Below are 15,941 nucleotides of genomic sequence, written 5' to 3'. Positions count from 1 at the left end.
ATTAGCAAACCAAATAGATATACAGCATAAATAACACAAAAAGAAACAGTTATATTAAAATAAATCTCAATTTAACCTGTTTTAATTGGTTTTTGACTATTATTACAATAAGTTTACAGCTATATTTGTTTTATAATCCTTAAAGTTTACCTTTGGATAAAATTTTTTTAGTATGAAAAAAATAATTTTGGGAGTATTATTCCTTGCTTTTTGTTTATCGTCTTTTGCACAAAGGAGAGGCAATTATGATGAATGGTTATTAAGCGTTGGAGTTAATGCTATGAATGATTTAGCATCTCGCTCACCTTTTTATAAACCAGGAGATTGGGGCTTTAGAAATCCTATTTCTGCAGCAGTAGAATATCGTTTTGTTGATAATGCTGATTGGACTGATAATTTTGCAATTGAAGGAGCTATTACTGTAAATGGTTTTACTGGAGATAATGAATATATAGCTCCTATAAAAGATTACAATTACTTATCTCTAGACGCTCATGCTAAATATTATTTTAAAGAACTTCTTTTTGGCCGTGGTAGAGATATGAGTTGGTTTAATGCATATGCAAATGTTGGCTTAGGTTATTTCCATGTGGAAAAAACCAACATGTCTGCAAACCTTGGTGCTGGCCTTTTATTTTGGCTAGACAGAGCACAAATGTTTGGAGTAAGAGTACAAACAATTGCTAAATTTGGACTTAATAACACACATCTTAGTTACGATAACAACCATTACCAATATCATTTACAAGCTGTAATTAGATTGTAAATTTCTATAATACAATAACAAAAAAAAGACTCACATTTGTGGGTCTTTTTTTGTTCGTTATTTATCCTATTAGAGTAACCAGATCACAATATTAAGCGTAGTCTAAACATCTAAAAAAACAGTTAAATAGATTGCTATTAAAACGTATAGATTAAGCACAATCTAAATCCCTTACAAGAATAAAATACTACATTAATATCCTGCAAACTTAAAATTGAGCATCTGCTTAATATATTTATAGAGATTTGGAAATTGTGTTTTAAATTCTAAAGGTGTTTCAATAAAATTCTCCAACAATACCGCAAAAAACTCATACTGGTTTGTATAAGCATAAGTTCTAAAATACTTAGAAGCTATTAACCGTTGCCTTACATTTTCATTGTTCTGTAAATAGTCTGTTAAATTTTTAAAACCGCTATTAAAAATCAAACTACTAACATCATTATTTTTTGAAGCATTTAAATGTACTGCATGGCCAAATTCATGGATACCAAGATTAAGATTATCATCACCTATTTTATAACCGTGTTTAAAATCTTCCCATGAAAACACAATAACTTTATGTTGTGGATTAATTTCACCTTTATGAAAAGTGCCATTAATTTCTGAATAATACGTTTTTGGATAAATAATAACAGTCTCTATAAGTTCTAAAAGGTAGTTTTTAAACCCAAAGGTTAGCATAATAGCCGTGGCAGCAATGTTAACTTTCATTTGCTCTGTAACGACCAATTTTTCATTCCCAATAAATTCTTTATCCTTTATAAAACTTGCAACTCGATGCTTAAAATACAATTGCTCTTTAGCATCTAACCTATTGAAAAAAGTACTTTCTTTTCTTAATATAGCATCTTGTAAAGGACTTAATTTCTGTGGCCTTAAATACACATGTGAGAAAACAGGTTTCTTATAAATTGACACATAATAAAATTGAAAGATCAATAGCAATCGATATAAAATAAAAAGCGCAATTATAAAAACCCCTATAGGAACTAAATAATTAGAAATCATTTCCGATTCAAAAATCTCTTGTTCAGTTTTAAATTCCATCTAAAGGCTTTATTTGTCAGTATAGTAAATCTATGATAATTAATTCGTTTTCAAAAAAAATACCGTTCAACAAAAATGCTGAACGGTATAAAATAAGTTAAATAAAAACACGAACAACGGTATAAGTTGTCGTTATTAATTTTTAAGGAAAAATTCCACGTTGTACGTAGGCTTTTTCAATACGTTGAATTGCAATACAAAAAGCTGCTGTTCTTAAATCAACATCTTCATTTTCAGAATAATTATAAACGCGATCAAACGACCCTTTTAATTTTTTACGCAGTTTCTCCATCACCTCATCAAGATGCCAAATCTCACCACTTCTGTTTTGTAACCATTCGTAATAACTACCAATAACACCACCTGAATTACATAAAATATCTGGAATAATAGTAATTCCTCTTTCTAACAATATTTTTTCACCTTCAACATTGGTAGGTCCATTAGCACCTTCAGCAATTAATTTGGCTTTTATTTTTGAAGCATTATCTTTTGTAATTTGATTTCCTAATGCAGCAGGAACACAGATATCACAATCAATAGCGAAAAAAGCATCTTTCTCAATTAATTCAGAATTAGGGAAATTAGCAACTGCTCCCCCTTTCTCTTGGGTATAATTAAAAAGATGTTCTACATCTATTCCATCTTGATTATGAATACTTCCAGACGCATCTTGAACGCCTACTAATTTTGCTCCATCTTGTTCTAAGAAAACAGAAGCCCAATAGCCAACATTACCAAAACCTTGAACGATAAATCTTTTACCATTTAAGTCCATGTTATTTTTATCTGCCCAAAATTTAATGGTTAAATACACACCAAATCCAGTAGCTCTATCTCGTCCTTCTAATCCTCCACTACCATCGGGTTTACCGGTAACAACATGTTGGTTGGCACTACGCTGTGCAGGTGGCCTTGTACTCATGTAGGTGTCTGCAATCCATGCCATAGTTTGGCTATTAGTATTAACATCTGGCGCAGGTATATCGTGCTCGGGACCTATATTATCTGCTAAAGCATAAGTGAACCGTCTTGTAATGCGTTCTAATTCTGATTGCGAATACAATGAAGGATCAATTTTAATTCCTCCTTTAGCACCACCGTAAGGCAATCCTGCCAAAGAGGTCTTCCAGGTCATCCACATCGCTAATGCTCTTGCAGCATCTAAATCTACTGTGGCATGATAACGCAATCCGCCTTTATAAGGTCCTAAAGCACCATTATGTTGAACACGGTAACCCGTAAAAACCTCAACGTCTCCATTGTCCATTTTTACAGGGAAATTGACTAAAATTTCATTGTTAGTGATACTTAATATTTTTCTAATATTGGGGTGTAAATCGATATGATCTGCAGCATGATTAAATTGCTCCATAACATTATCCATCATTCCTTTTAAAGGCACCTTCTTCTTTTTAATCTCTAATACTTTTTTTGAATTTCCCATTTATGCGTATCATTTTTTTAGAATTACATATAATTTCGGCGCAAAAATAACAATTTATTAATTGTAAAGCATTTTTTTATAAAATAAGTAATGAAGTTTTAACTTACTTTTTATTTTGAAATTAAATTCAAAGTGTTATTTACCTACTTTATCACATTATATAAGGCTCTTTGTATCTTAAACACAAATGAATTTATTTCGTATAATTACAGTAGAGTCATCTAAATCTTTTAAACTTTAAAGCATTCAGATTTCATATCAGCATTATACGGCATAAAAGAAGTTATATAAACGAATTAACCAACGGGCATATTTCAACCTTTTTGATGAAATAAAAACACTCTTGTAGAATACTATAAACTTCTTATTTGTTTTCTGGATTATTAGCATTTGCCATATAGATAGTTCGGGTGGGAAAAGCCAATCCTACACCCTCTTCATCAAAACGTTTTTTAGCACTTTCATAAACATCACATTTTAAAGTAAAAGAATGACCAAAACTCGAAGACCATGCCCATGCTCTAATCGTTATTGAGGAATCATTGAATTTTGTTAAGGCTGTTTTTACAATAGGTAAGCCATCCTTTTTTTCTAATTCAGTTCTATTATCGTAAATCAAAGGATGATTTTCACATTCTTCTTGAAGAATTTTCTTAGCCAATTCAATATTACTATCATAAGTAATACCTAATTCTACATGCTCGCAACATTTAAGTTCACCTAAATCGTAATTAATCAATTTTTCTTTATTAATAACAGCATTAGGAATAACAATCATCTTGTTTTCAAAATTTCTAATCACAGTATGCCGCAGGGTGATATCTGTTACAGTACCAACCATAGTGTCTGTTATTTTAATAACATCACCAATTTTAAAGGGCTTAAATAACACAATAAAAAGACCACCAACCAAATTAGACAAAGCCTCTTGAGAAGCAACACCAGCAATCAAAGCCAATACACCTGCCCCACCTAAAGCTGTTTGAGCCACACTTTTTAAAGAAGGAAATGCCATGAGCCCAAACAATAAGCCAATAAAGCAAATAACAAAAACACTTACATATCTTAAAAACTTATAGGTTGTGGGATCAAAATCATCTGTAATTTTCTGATCAATTCTATGTTTAAACCATAGATTACAGAGTGTAGCCGTTATGATTGTAACTACAGTAACAATACCAATATAACTGGCTGTCTTAAAATACCCAACCAATAGTTTATCCTTATCTCTATCTACAAAAACAGCACTTAATGCAATTACTCCTAAAACTAACCACAGAAGGTTAAGCGTCATCTTTACCATTTTCATGGATCTTACAGGAGCATCAGATAAGCGATTTGTTTCTTTTTTTATTAACCACTTGATAAAAAATTTTGTTAAAAACCGAAGTATAAATACTGACAAAATTACAAGAGTCACATATATTAAAAGTGATTTATAATTTGCTATAAATTCTACCATATTGTATCTTTTATTAAAAAATGAATCAATTATATTTCCCTAAATCTATAAATTATTTTGAATAATTCAATCAAGAAAAACCCTTAAATAAAACATATTAAAAAGGACTCCTAATGATTAAAGAATATAATTAAAGTTTTGAGAATAACAGAAATCTTATGACTAAATATTTCTTTAACAAAAAATGCTGTTATCATAAATAACAGCATTTTTGAACCGCTTTATTTTTAAATAAAGCTTGTATCTTTTAAAATCCCTCTCAGATTATAAACCACAAGATGATCTACAATTTGAGTTACTGTAAATTCATGAGATAACTCTTGATTTAATAATAAAACATCAATTTTATAGATATTTAATAAACAGAATAATTTAAGATCAACTTCAGGGATAATAACACCTGTTTTTTGAGCTTCTTTTAGTAAATCTAGTACAATCGTGTAAGTAATATAATCGCGCTCTACTTGATATTTTTTAAAAGCTTTAGGGTAGTACTTTTTTAACTCTAAGTAAAACGTTGTGGAATTCGACGATAATTGCCGAATTCCATAACGATACAATAAAATAATTTTCTTTAATGGAGATATATCACGTTTCAAGATTTTATCAAAAACAGCATGATGAATCTTAAAAATTGAATCGATACTTTTTTCTACTAAATCATCTTTGCTTTTACAATGTACATACAATGTCTTTTTAGAAATACCCAGATGACGACTAACATCATCCATGGTGATACTTTTTACACCATAACTTTTAAAAATAGGAACTATATTTCTTAATATATCTTCCATAACATGATTTAATAATATGCCTTAAAAATAATTATATTTTAATGTATTACTTCCAACCACCTCCAAGTGCTTCATACAAATCTACAATAGAAACCAATTGTTGTAATTGGCTATCTATAATATTAAGTTCTGCACTTAAGGCACTCTGTCTTGCTGTTAATAGATCTAAATAATTTGCATAACCATTTTTAAGTAGTTCTTCAGAATTTGTTTCCGCAGTTCTTAAGGCTTCAACTTCATTCTTTCTAAACTCAAATTTTTTCGTTTCAGATTCATATGAAAATAAGGCATTAGAAACTTCACTACCAGCGACCAATAAAGTCTTCTTAAAATTCAATAATGAACGTTCTTGGTTGGCTAGTGCGACTTCTTTTTGAGTTTTTAACTTCCTTTGATTTAATAAAGGCTGTGTTAACCCTCCAACTACAGTTGCAAATAAAGAATTTACATTAAATAAATTATCTAATTCTAAACTCTGTAAACCACCTGAAGCTGTTAAAGTTAATGAAGGATAAAAACTACTATTAGCAACATTGGTTAACTCAAAGTTTTTAATCAAAGCATATTCCGCAGCCATTACATCGGGTCTATTTCTTAATAATGTTGCCGGAACACCTAACTTAATATCTTGATCTATTTTCTGAGTTTCTAAGCTACTTCTTTCAAATTCTTGAGGCGCTCTACCTAACAGAATACTTAATGTGTTTTCTGTTTTATAAATGGCAGTCTCAATATCTACCTCTAAAGCTTTAGCACTATTATATTGTGCGACATTCTGATCTACGGCCACCTGAGTCACCTGACCAGCATCCTTTAAAGCTTTAATAGTTTCTACACCACTCTCTCTAGTTGCAATGGTCTGTTTTGTAACTTCTAATTGTGCATCTAAAGCCAATAAATTATAATAGGTATTGGCTATACTAGAAATCAATTGCGTTTTTACCGCTTGATGACTTGCTACATTTTGTAAATAATCAGCTTGAGAAGCTCTTTTATTACTTCTTATTTTACCCCAAATATCAGCTTCCCAAGATAAGTTTGCAGTAACATCGTAAGTATCTAAACCACCACTAAATATGGAGCCAAATTGGCTATTTTCAGAATATTCTTGACGTGTATAATTAGGACCTACACTTAAAGTAGGCATATAACCTGCCTTACCTTGTTTTGCATAAGCTTCTGCAGCTATCATTTGCTGAATAGCGATACGAATGTCCATGTTATTTTGCAGACCTTCTTCTATGTATTGTTGAAGATATTGATCTGTAAATAAGTCTTTCCAAGAGACATCTGCGATAGAAATACTATCCGTCGGAAGATTCTCTGTTCTATAAAGTGCTTCCGTTTCGATATCCAATTCTGGCCTAGCATAATCTTTTGCGACAAAGCAACTTTGAAAAGTTAGTCCAACAACAAATATTATAGCACCTCTATTAAAATTTCTATGTTTTAAAATTGATTTCATCATTTTATTCTTCAATAGTTTGTATTGCTGGCTTACTAGAAATTTTTTCTTGTAACCACTGAAATAATATAAATAAGATTGGAATTACAAATACTCCGATAATAGTACCTATTAATAATCCACCAACAGCACCTGTCCCTATAGATTTGTTTCCTTCCGATCCAACACCTTGTGCTAAGACTAATGGCATTAATCCTAAGATAAAGGCAAATGAGGTCATTAAGATTGGACGTAAACGAGATTTAGCTCCTATGATGGCTGCATCTACAATACTCTCACCTGCTTTACGTCTTTGTAGTGCAAACTCTACAATCAGAATTGCATTCTTAGCCAGTAAACCAATCAGCATTATTAAGGCAATTTGGAAATAAATATTGTTTTCTAACCCTAAGAATTTTGTACTAATATAAGCCCCAAATACCCCAAACGGTAATGATAACACAACCGCAAATGGTAATAAATAACTTTCATATTGCGCACTTAATAAAAAGTATACAAATACTATACTTAAGATAAATATAAATGTAGTTTGGTTACCTGCACTTACCTCTTCACGTGTTAAACCTGAATAAGCAACCGTATAATTACTTGGTAATTTAGCAACTTCTTCTTCAATAACTCTAATGGCATCACCGGTACTAAACCCATCATTGGTTGCACCTGTAATACTTGTAGAATTTAATAAGTTAAAACGTGTTACAGATTGCGGCCCGTAAACTCTTTTTAAATTTACAAACTGCGTAATTGGTGTCATTTCTCCAGTATCTGTTCTTACATACATACTATTTAATGCACTTTCATCTGCTCTGTCTTCTGGTAAAGCTTGAATATAGACTCTAAACTGTTTTCCGAATTTAGAAAAATCTGATGCATAAATTCCACCGATATAACCTTGTAAAGTTGAAAAGATACTTGTTACTGAAACTCCTTTTTCTTTAGCTAAAGGCACATTAACTTCCATTTCGTATTGCGGATAGCTTGTTTTGAAAGAAGACTGTGCGTACTTAATTTCTGGGTGACTCATTAAAGCCATAGAGAAATCTTTATTCGCTTTATCTAAATCTGAAAATTCACCCCCAAATTTATCTAATAAATTCACCTCAAAACCAGCCGAATTACCAAACCCACGTATACTTGGTGGCGAAAAGAAAATAATATTAGCTTCAGGAACACTTGCTGCTAAACCAAACAATTTCCCTGTAATTGCTGCTGAAGAAAGAGAAGCATCTTCACGCTCACCCCAATCTTCTAATTTAATAATACCCATGCCGTAGTTAGACCCAGTACCATTAATTAAACTTCGTCCTTTAATGAAGTTTACACCAACAATACCTTCCATACCTTCAATTTTAGAATATAATTTTCTTGCTACAGCATCTGTTCTATCTAAAGAAGCACCTGCTGGCAATTCTATATTCGCAAAAATGATACCTCTATCTTCATTAGGTACAAATCCTGTAGGCGTTGTATTTGCAGCCCAATAAATACCTACGACAGCAATAATTAATAGTATTGCTGAAATAAATTTTCTCTTGTATAAAACGTGTAAAGACCTACCATATCTCTCAACAGTAGCATTAAAACCGCGATTAAATAAAGCGTAAAAACGTTTTAAAGGACTTTTCCCTTTAATCTCTTCATCGTCTTTATGAGGTTTTAATAACAATGCACACAACGCCGGACTTAATGTTAAGGCGTTTACTGCAGATATTAAAATAGCAATAATTAAAGTCACACCAAACTGCTCGTAAAATACACCTGTTGGACCTGTTACAAAAGTTACCGGAATAAATACCGCTGCCATGACTAAAGTAATTGAGATAATGGCTCCAGAAATTTCATTCATTGCGGTTAAAGTTGCTTTTTTAGGATTCTTTTCGCCTTCATCTAATTTAGCATGAACCGCCTCTACAACAACTATGGCATCATCGACCACAATACCAATGGCGAGTACTAATGCGAATAACGTTAATAAGTTGATAGAGTATCCAAAAACATTCAAGAAAAAGAACGTACCGATAATAGAAACGGGTACAGCAATTGCCGGAATTAATGTAGAACGGAAATCTTGTAAAAAGATAAATACCACTAAGAACACTAATACAAAGGCTTCTAATAAGGTATGAATTACTTTTTCTATCGATGCATTTAAGAATAAACTTGTATCGTATGGTACAAAAACACCTAATCCCTCTGGTAAATCTTTTTCTACAGCAGATAAGGTTGTTTTTATGTTTTCAATAATCTCTTGTGCATTAGAACCTTTAGTTTGAAAAATCCCCATAAATACTGCTGGGTGGCCTAAACTCATCGCATTTGCAGCATAAGATTGTGCATCTAACTCTATAGTTGCAACATCTTTTAGTCTTAAAAACTCACCGTTTCCTAAGGCTTTAATTACAATATCACTGTATTGCGCTTCTTCCTTAAAACGCCCACTATAGGTTAAAGTATACGAAAATGATTCTCCATTATTCTGACCTAATGAACCCGCTGCTGCTTCTAAATTTTGTTCTGCTAAAGCAGCCGTAATATCTGAAGGAATTAAGTTGTAAGCGGCTAATTTTTCTGGCTTTAACCAAATGCGCATGGCATAATCTTGTTGTGAGAATACACTAACATCACCTACACCACTAATACGTTGCATAGCAGGAATAACATTAATCTTTAAGTAATTCTGAATAAACGTAGCATCATAATCCTCGCTTTCAGAATACATGGAAACAAACATTAAAGCACTTGTTTCTACTTTTTGCGTCGTAACACCGGTCTGCGTTACCTCTTGTGGTAGTAATGGCGTGGCTCTAGCGACACGGTTTTGTACGTTTACAGCAGCAATATCAGCGTCCATATCTTGGTCGAAATAAACGGTAATTTCTGCTGTTCCTGTATTTGATGCTGTAGAAGTAATATAAGTCATTCCTTCTACTCCATTAATTTGCTCTTCTATAGGAATGATAACACTCTCTAAAACAGTTTCGGCATTTGCACCGGTGTAACTTGCTGTTACTTTAATTGTAGGGGGCGCAATATCTGGATATTCCTCTATTGGTAAACTCCCGATACTAATAGCACCAAGTAACACTATAATGATAGAGATTACTGTTGAAAGTACTGGCCTTTCAATAAATGTTTTTAACATAATAAAAATGTTTGGTGATTAATTAATTTCTAAATAAAGTTGCAATAGGCTTAATAGCTTCTTCAAAAGGCTTGTCTTGAGGACTAATAACCATTCCGGGTCTTAATTTACCAACTCCAGAAACAATGATTTTCTCTTTAGCAGTTACACCAGATTCTATAACGTACAAGTTATCTACAGTTGCTTTTACTTTTACTATCGAAGTTGTTACTTTATTCTCTTCTCCTAGTTTAAACACCATTACATTACCTTGTTGCTCATAAGTAGCATCTTGTGGCACCACTATAGCATTTTCATAAACCAATGGTATTTGAATTTTACCACTATTACCATTCGTAACTAATTGATTAGGGTTATCAAAAACAGCTCTAAAACTTACCGTACCTGTACTTTGATTTATTTGACCAGAACTTGTTTCGATCTTACCTTTCTCTTCATAAGTACTACCATTAGCCAATATTAAATTTACAGGTGCAAAATTTGCAATCTTTTCTTTTACGTTTTTGCCTTCTGCATTTTGTAAAAAATCTAAATATTGTGTTTCATTTAAACTAAAAAAAGCATACACCTTACTAATATCGCTAACCGTTGTTAATGGTGTTGGATCACTTGGGCTAATTAAAGCACCTTCTCTAAAATTAATTTGACCAACATAGCCGTTAACAGGACTTTTAATCGTTGCATAACCAATATTTGCAGAAACACCGCTGTAATTCGCTTTTGCTTGTGCTAAGTTAGCTTTTGCTGTTTCTAATTGTACGGCACTAATAATGTTTTTTTCTACAAGCGGAATTAATTTATCGACCTCAACTTGCGCTACATTAATACGAGCTTTTGCTGCACCAGCATCTTGACTTAAAGACTGTGTTTCTAATCTAAATAACACTTGTCCTTTACGTACTTTTTCACCTTCATCTACTAATACACTCTTAACATACCCTGAAGTTTTTGCTCTAACATCACTGTTTACGATACCTTCAATAGTAGTTGGGTATTCTTGATAACCTGTAACTGTTTTAGTTTCTAATTGCGAAACAGGTATAGATGGAGGTGGTGCTTGTACTGCCGCAGCACCTTGTCCTTCTTTGTCGCCACAGCTTAAAACAAGGAAAAATACACCTAGTGCTAATATTGAGTATAAATTATTTTTTTTCATTTTTTTATATATTTAAAGGGTAAAATGGTTCGTTATTATTTTATTTTTTAATTCTTTAATTGATGTCGTTGCCCCATCTAAAAATTCGATGTAATCGTTATGAAAATTTAAGTCAAACTTTTCTTCATTATCAGCTTTTGCTTTTTCATTAATGGTTTCTTTATAACTTCTAATTTCTAAGTGCAATCCTTTAATATCATTCCATTCATCAACCATATTATCTATATGCTGAAGGATAGAGTCTTTATTTATAATAAAGTATTTTTTACGATCACCTGTTTTAGTGAAATAAACAATCTTATTTAAATCTTGAAGATGGTTTAAATGTGTAGAAATAGTACTCTTACTTGCACACAAAATTTTAACCATATCTTCAAAAGTCACTCCTTTTTTACCTGTTAATATTATAAAAGATAAAATGCGTGCCGCAACAGGAGCTAGTTGTTCTCTCGTTTCTAAATGAACCCCTAGTTTTTCAACTAAAGCCATTTTTTCTTTGCAGATATTTTGTTTCATTGTTTTTAAAATTTACTACTGTGAAATACAAATTTAATATCTCTCCACAGTAAACCGGTCGCAAAAATACCACTTAGTTCGGAAGTAACCGAACCAAACGAAGTTAAGGATTTGTTAAAAATTTAAACAAAAAAAGCCTATGTAAATTACATAGGCTTAAAATATTATGATTTTAAATTTTAATTAAACGGCTTCAATTACTTTTTTCTTAGAGGATAGATGCAGTATAACATACCCTATAATTGCAGAAATAAAGGAACCGATAAGAATACCGATTTTAGCAGAATCTATATACTCTGGTGAAGATTCAAAGGCTAAACTGGCAATAAAAATAGCCATCGTAAAGCCAATACCAGCCAAAAATGAAACACCAATAATTTGCACAAACTTAATATCACTTGGTACTTCAATGATTTTAATCTTTTTAGCAATAAATACAATTAGTGTAATCCCAATACTCTTACCTAAAATTAAACTAACAATAATATTAATAACTAGCATAGTATCTAATGCTTCTGAACCACTGAGTAATACACCTGCGTTTGCAAGTGCAAAAGTTGGGATTATAAAATAAGCAACCCAACCATGCAGTCTGTGTTCTAAATGCTGTAAAGGAGACTGAAATTTAGACGACCAATCACCTAAATCGTCAATAATATGAAGCTGTTCTGATGAAAGAATAGGAGTTTTAAGCACACTAGCCTTTTTTAATCTATTAAAAACACTTTCTAATTGCTCTAAAAAAGTAGCTGTTTTAATCTTTTGTCTAATAGGTACAGAAAACGCTAGTAGAATACCCGCAATAGTTGGATGAAGACCTGCTTTTAAAAACAAGAACCAAACAGCTATCCCGAAAAAGAACAATAGAAAACGAGAATAAATACCTTTATAAGAAAGAAAGTATAAAACGGCCAATAATGCTACTGCAATTAACAATAAGGTAATTTTAATACTACCACTATAAAATAATGCGATAACTAAAACGGCTCCAATATCATCTACAATTGCAAATGCCGTTAAAAAGACTTTAAGGCTTAAAGGCACACGATTTCCTAATACATTTAAAATTGCTAACGAAAATGCAATATCAGTAGCCATTGGGATACCCCAACCTTTTGCTGTTTCTGGATTTTGATTAATCATTAAAAAGAAAAGAACAGGAACTAACATTCCACCTATAGCACCAACTAAAGGAAATGCGATTTTTTTAGGTGAATTTAATTCTCCAATAACCAACTCTCTTTTTATTTCTAACCCAATAAGGAAAAAGAAAATAGCCATTAAACCATCATTAATCCATAAAATCAATGGTTTTTTAAACTCAAAACTTTGAGTAACAATACCGACATCATATTGCCATAAATCTCTATAAACATCTCCAAAAGGGGAGTTAGCCCAAACTAGTGCAATAATAGTAGCTAACAGTAATAAAATACCACTAAAACTCTCTAGTTTTACGAATTTTTGAAATGGGGTGAGAAATATTCTTTTAATCATATATAATTGATTTGATGTATAAAATGGTTAATTTTAAAGATAAGATATCGTAAGATCAAAAATGAATATTAATTATTCATTTTTAAAAACAAACACCTTAAAATACAATAAACTTTTGAAAGAAAAAAGACTTTCATTATTAGGAAACATGACAACTAATTAAGTCACAACACGATCATTTCGAAAGTTCTAAATAAAAAGATTCTAAATTTATTTTTTTCGTTTCAAAAACCTATCGACAGAATACTTACCTGGTCCTGCTAGAAATAAGGTTAAATAACCTATGCCGTAAAGAAGTGCTTTTTCCATTACTCCAAATCCATCTGAAAGGTGAACTAAAAAAATAGCAACAAACATAGTAACAATAAGTGGTATTAAAGCCCAACGTGTCAATAATCCTAATGCTAAAAGAAGACTACAGATCACTTCTGCAAAAACAGCTAAAACTAGTGAAGGCAACATACCAACGCCAAAAGGATCTGCAAATTTAATTTCTTCACCACTAAAAAGTGAACTCCATTTACCTATACCGTGACCAAAGCACATCGCTAAACCTAGAAAAACTCTAAGTATTAAAAGTCCGGCATCTGTTAAATTACTATTTAATGTTTTCATCTCTAAATTGATTTACAAATATACAGCTAGTTAAAATCAGTAGAAACACTAAAAGATTAAACTATTGTTAAAAATACTTTTCAAGAAATATCATAAAAATTCAGTTTTATCCCTAAATAAATTCAAAATAGAACTCATATTATTTAATAATTCTTAAAAAACAATAAGCAAGAAACCACAAACTTTATAATTTTAATTTATTATTCGAAAGTGTAATCCTATCTTCGCCCTTTCTTAAAATTAAAACTATGAAAGTACGTGAGTATTTTATACTAATTTCGATAGTGCTTACACTGTCTCTGATAGCTATTGCTCAAATTTGGCCACCTGCATTATGGTTTTTCATAATCATAGGTCCTTTAATTATTTTAGGTGTTTTTGATATTTTTCAAACTTCACATACCATAAGACGAAATTTCCCTTTATTAGGAAGGTTTAGATACATATTAGAATCTATACGTCCTGAGATCATGCAGTATTTTGTTGAAACAGATACAGAAGGAAGACCTCTAAACCGTATTCTAAGATCTTTAATATATAGAAGAGCAAAAGGCGAAAATGACACAGAACCTTTTGGAACACAAATGGACCTCTACCATTCTGGTTACGAATGGCTAGAACACTCCATGTACGCAAAAACAAACCCTAAAGATATTGGCGAATTTCCACGTTTAATAATTGGAGGAAAAGATTGTAAACAACCTTACTCTTCTAGTTTATTAAATATCTCAGCTATGAGTTTTGGATCTTTAAGTAAAAATGCTGTATTAGCATTAAACAAAGGTGCCAAAATGGGGAATTTTGCACATAATACTGGTGAAGGTGCCATAAGTGATTACCATTTGGAACACGGTGGAGATTTAATCTGGCAGATTGGTACTGGTTATTTTGGTTGCCGAAAAGATGATGGAACTTTTAATGAAGTGACCTTTAAAAAGAATGCACTAAGACCGCAGGTTAAAATGATAGAGATTAAATTATCTCAAGGTGCAAAACCTGGCCATGGTGGAATTTTACCTGCATCTAAGAATACTGAAGAAATCGCAAAAATAAGACACGTACAACCCGGTATTGCAGTACACTCACCTCCGTCGCATTCTGCATTTTCTGATCCAATTCAGTTTATGCATTTTATTAAAAAACTTAGAGAGCTTTCTGACGGAAAACCGGTTGGTTTTAAATTATGTTTAGGAAGAAAACAAGAGTTTATGGACTTTTGTGAAGCGATGATTTTCACAGGAATTCGTCCTGATTTTATCACCGTAGATGGTGGTGAAGGAGGAACAGGAGCTGCACCAGTTGAGTTTTCTAATTCTATGGGAATGCCTTTAAGAGAAGGATTGATCTTTGTACATGATACACTTGTTGGTTTTGGACTAAGAAAAGATATTAAAGTTATTGTTGCAGGAAAAATAATTACAGGTTTCCATATGGCCAGAGCACTTGCATTAGGTGCAGATGGCTGTAACAGTGCACGTGCCATGATGCTTTCTATTGGGTGTATACAAGCTTTACAGTGTAACACAAATACATGTCCGGTTGGTGTAGCAACTCAAAATGCATCTTTAGTAAAAGGATTGGTTGTTGAAGATAAAGCACCAAGAGCAAAACGTTACCACGAAGCTACGATTCATAGTTTCTTAGAGCTAGTCGCTGCTGCAGGACTTAGTAATCCGCAAGAATTAGAAAGAGATCACATAAGTAAGCGTGTAGGACTTTACAATGTAAAAACTTATGCAGAAATTTACCCTAATATTGAAGAAGGTTCTTTACTTAATATAGATACGATCCCTGAAGACTATAAAAAGTTTTTTCACTTGACTCGTATTATGAAATAATATTGAGATCAATAACAATAGATATAAATGCCTTCAGAAATGAAGGCATTTTTTTTTAATCCTTTTTGAAGAAAATAAAGTAAATTAGAGCAATCAAATTTGTTTATTAACTTATAATTACATTTAAATACTTAGAGCTTTTTTAAAACCTTTTTCAGATTTCAAATTGTATCTTTATGGCTAATCATTAAAT

General features: G+C 31.8%; 12 protein-coding genes. 2 read left to right on the top strand and 10 right to left on the bottom strand.

Going from position 1 to position 15,941, the window contains the following annotated elements; translation table 11 throughout:
- Positions 1 to 172: 172 nt before the first annotated feature.
- Positions 173 to 766, top strand: coding sequence for a hypothetical protein (locus HSX10_RS05440; protein ID WP_173587191.1), 594 nt, complete (start codon positions 173 to 175; stop codon positions 764 to 766).
- Between the two features lie 192 nt (positions 767 to 958).
- Here HSX10_RS05440 and HSX10_RS05435 read toward each other — a convergent pair whose 3' ends face one another.
- The 10 genes from HSX10_RS05435 to HSX10_RS05390 form a co-directional block, all read right to left on the bottom strand.
- Positions 959 to 1,816, bottom strand: a complete 858-nt coding sequence (locus tag HSX10_RS05435) for a zinc-dependent peptidase (RefSeq protein ID WP_173587190.1) — start codon at positions 1,814 to 1,816, stop codon at positions 959 to 961.
- A gap of 142 nt (positions 1,817 to 1,958) precedes the next feature.
- Positions 1,959 to 3,263 (bottom strand): Glu/Leu/Phe/Val family dehydrogenase, encoded by a 1,305-nt coding sequence (locus HSX10_RS05430; protein ID WP_173587189.1) that lies wholly within the window; start codon positions 3,261 to 3,263, stop codon positions 1,959 to 1,961.
- 364 nt (positions 3,264 to 3,627) lie between these two features.
- On the bottom strand, positions 3,628 to 4,725 hold the full coding sequence (locus tag HSX10_RS05425; RefSeq protein WP_173587188.1) for a mechanosensitive ion channel family protein: 1,098 nt from the start codon (positions 4,723 to 4,725) through the stop codon (positions 3,628 to 3,630).
- A 227-nt stretch (positions 4,726 to 4,952) separates the two neighbouring features.
- The gene (locus tag HSX10_RS05420; protein ID WP_173587187.1) at positions 4,953 to 5,519 is read right to left on the bottom strand and encodes a TetR/AcrR family transcriptional regulator; all 567 of its coding nucleotides are present in this window, start codon (positions 5,517 to 5,519) and stop codon (positions 4,953 to 4,955) included.
- A 46-nt stretch (positions 5,520 to 5,565) separates the two neighbouring features.
- Positions 5,566 to 6,984 carry an efflux transporter outer membrane subunit gene (locus tag HSX10_RS05415; RefSeq protein ID WP_173587186.1) on the bottom strand — a complete coding sequence of 473 codons (1,419 nt, stop codon included), beginning with the start codon at positions 6,982 to 6,984 and terminating at the stop codon, positions 5,566 to 5,568.
- Positions 6,985 to 6,988: 4 nt separating this feature from the next.
- On the bottom strand, positions 6,989 to 10,126 hold the full coding sequence (locus HSX10_RS05410; RefSeq protein ID WP_173587185.1) for an efflux RND transporter permease subunit: 3,138 nt from the start codon (positions 10,124 to 10,126) through the stop codon (positions 6,989 to 6,991).
- Between the two features lie 22 nt (positions 10,127 to 10,148).
- Entirely contained in the window at positions 10,149 to 11,282 is a 1,134-nt protein-coding gene (locus HSX10_RS05405) for an efflux RND transporter periplasmic adaptor subunit (RefSeq protein ID WP_173587184.1), read from the bottom strand.
- A 12-nt stretch (positions 11,283 to 11,294) separates the two neighbouring features.
- Positions 11,295 to 11,798 (bottom strand): GbsR/MarR family transcriptional regulator, encoded by a 504-nt coding sequence (locus HSX10_RS05400; protein WP_173587183.1) that lies wholly within the window; start codon positions 11,796 to 11,798, stop codon positions 11,295 to 11,297.
- Between the two features lie 183 nt (positions 11,799 to 11,981).
- On the bottom strand, positions 11,982 to 13,295 hold the full coding sequence (nhaA, locus tag HSX10_RS05395) for a Na+/H+ antiporter NhaA (RefSeq protein WP_173587182.1): 1,314 nt from the start codon (positions 13,293 to 13,295) through the stop codon (positions 11,982 to 11,984).
- Positions 13,296 to 13,505: 210 nt separating this feature from the next.
- A complete protein-coding gene (locus HSX10_RS05390) occupies positions 13,506 to 13,910 on the bottom strand; it encodes a DoxX family protein (protein ID WP_173587181.1) in 405 nt (134 codons plus the stop codon).
- 248 nt (positions 13,911 to 14,158) lie between these two features.
- On the opposite strand from HSX10_RS05390, the gene HSX10_RS05385 reads away from it, so the two are divergent.
- Complete coding sequence (locus tag HSX10_RS05385; RefSeq protein ID WP_173587180.1) at positions 14,159 to 15,748, top strand: FMN-binding glutamate synthase family protein; 1,590 nt, start codon at positions 14,159 to 14,161, stop codon at positions 15,746 to 15,748.
- The last annotated feature ends 193 nt before the right edge of the window (positions 15,749 to 15,941 follow it).

It is taken from the genome of Winogradskyella undariae, from assembly GCF_013285155.1.
Classification (GTDB): Bacteria; Bacteroidota; Bacteroidia; order Flavobacteriales; family Flavobacteriaceae; genus Winogradskyella; species Winogradskyella undariae.
Note: the sequence above shows the minus strand (reverse complement) of the source record. Positions and strands in the feature narration are given on the sequence as shown.

Coding starts and splice junctions, on each gene's coding strand:
- HSX10_RS05440 (WP_173587191.1), top strand. CDS start 173: ATGAAAAAAATAATTTTGGGAGTATTATTCCTTGCTTTTTGTTTATCG.
- HSX10_RS05435 (WP_173587190.1), bottom strand. CDS start 1,816: ATGGAATTTAAAACTGAACAAGAGATTTTTGAATCGGAAATGATTTCT.
- HSX10_RS05430 (WP_173587189.1), bottom strand. CDS start 3,263: ATGGGAAATTCAAAAAAAGTATTAGAGATTAAAAAGAAGAAGGTGCCT.
- HSX10_RS05425 (WP_173587188.1), bottom strand. CDS start 4,725: ATGGTAGAATTTATAGCAAATTATAAATCACTTTTAATATATGTGACT.
- HSX10_RS05420 (WP_173587187.1), bottom strand. CDS start 5,519: ATGGAAGATATATTAAGAAATATAGTTCCTATTTTTAAAAGTTATGGT.
- HSX10_RS05415 (WP_173587186.1), bottom strand. CDS start 6,984: ATGAAATCAATTTTAAAACATAGAAATTTTAATAGAGGTGCTATAATA.
- HSX10_RS05410 (WP_173587185.1), bottom strand. CDS start 10,126: ATGTTAAAAACATTTATTGAAAGGCCAGTACTTTCAACAGTAATCTCT.
- HSX10_RS05405 (WP_173587184.1), bottom strand. CDS start 11,282: ATGAAAAAAAATAATTTATACTCAATATTAGCACTAGGTGTATTTTTC.
- HSX10_RS05400 (WP_173587183.1), bottom strand. CDS start 11,798: ATGAAACAAAATATCTGCAAAGAAAAAATGGCTTTAGTTGAAAAACTA.
- nhaA (WP_173587182.1), bottom strand. CDS start 13,295: ATGATTAAAAGAATATTTCTCACCCCATTTCAAAAATTCGTAAAACTA.
- HSX10_RS05390 (WP_173587181.1), bottom strand. CDS start 13,910: ATGAAAACATTAAATAGTAATTTAACAGATGCCGGACTTTTAATACTT.
- HSX10_RS05385 (WP_173587180.1), top strand. CDS start 14,159: ATGAAAGTACGTGAGTATTTTATACTAATTTCGATAGTGCTTACACTG.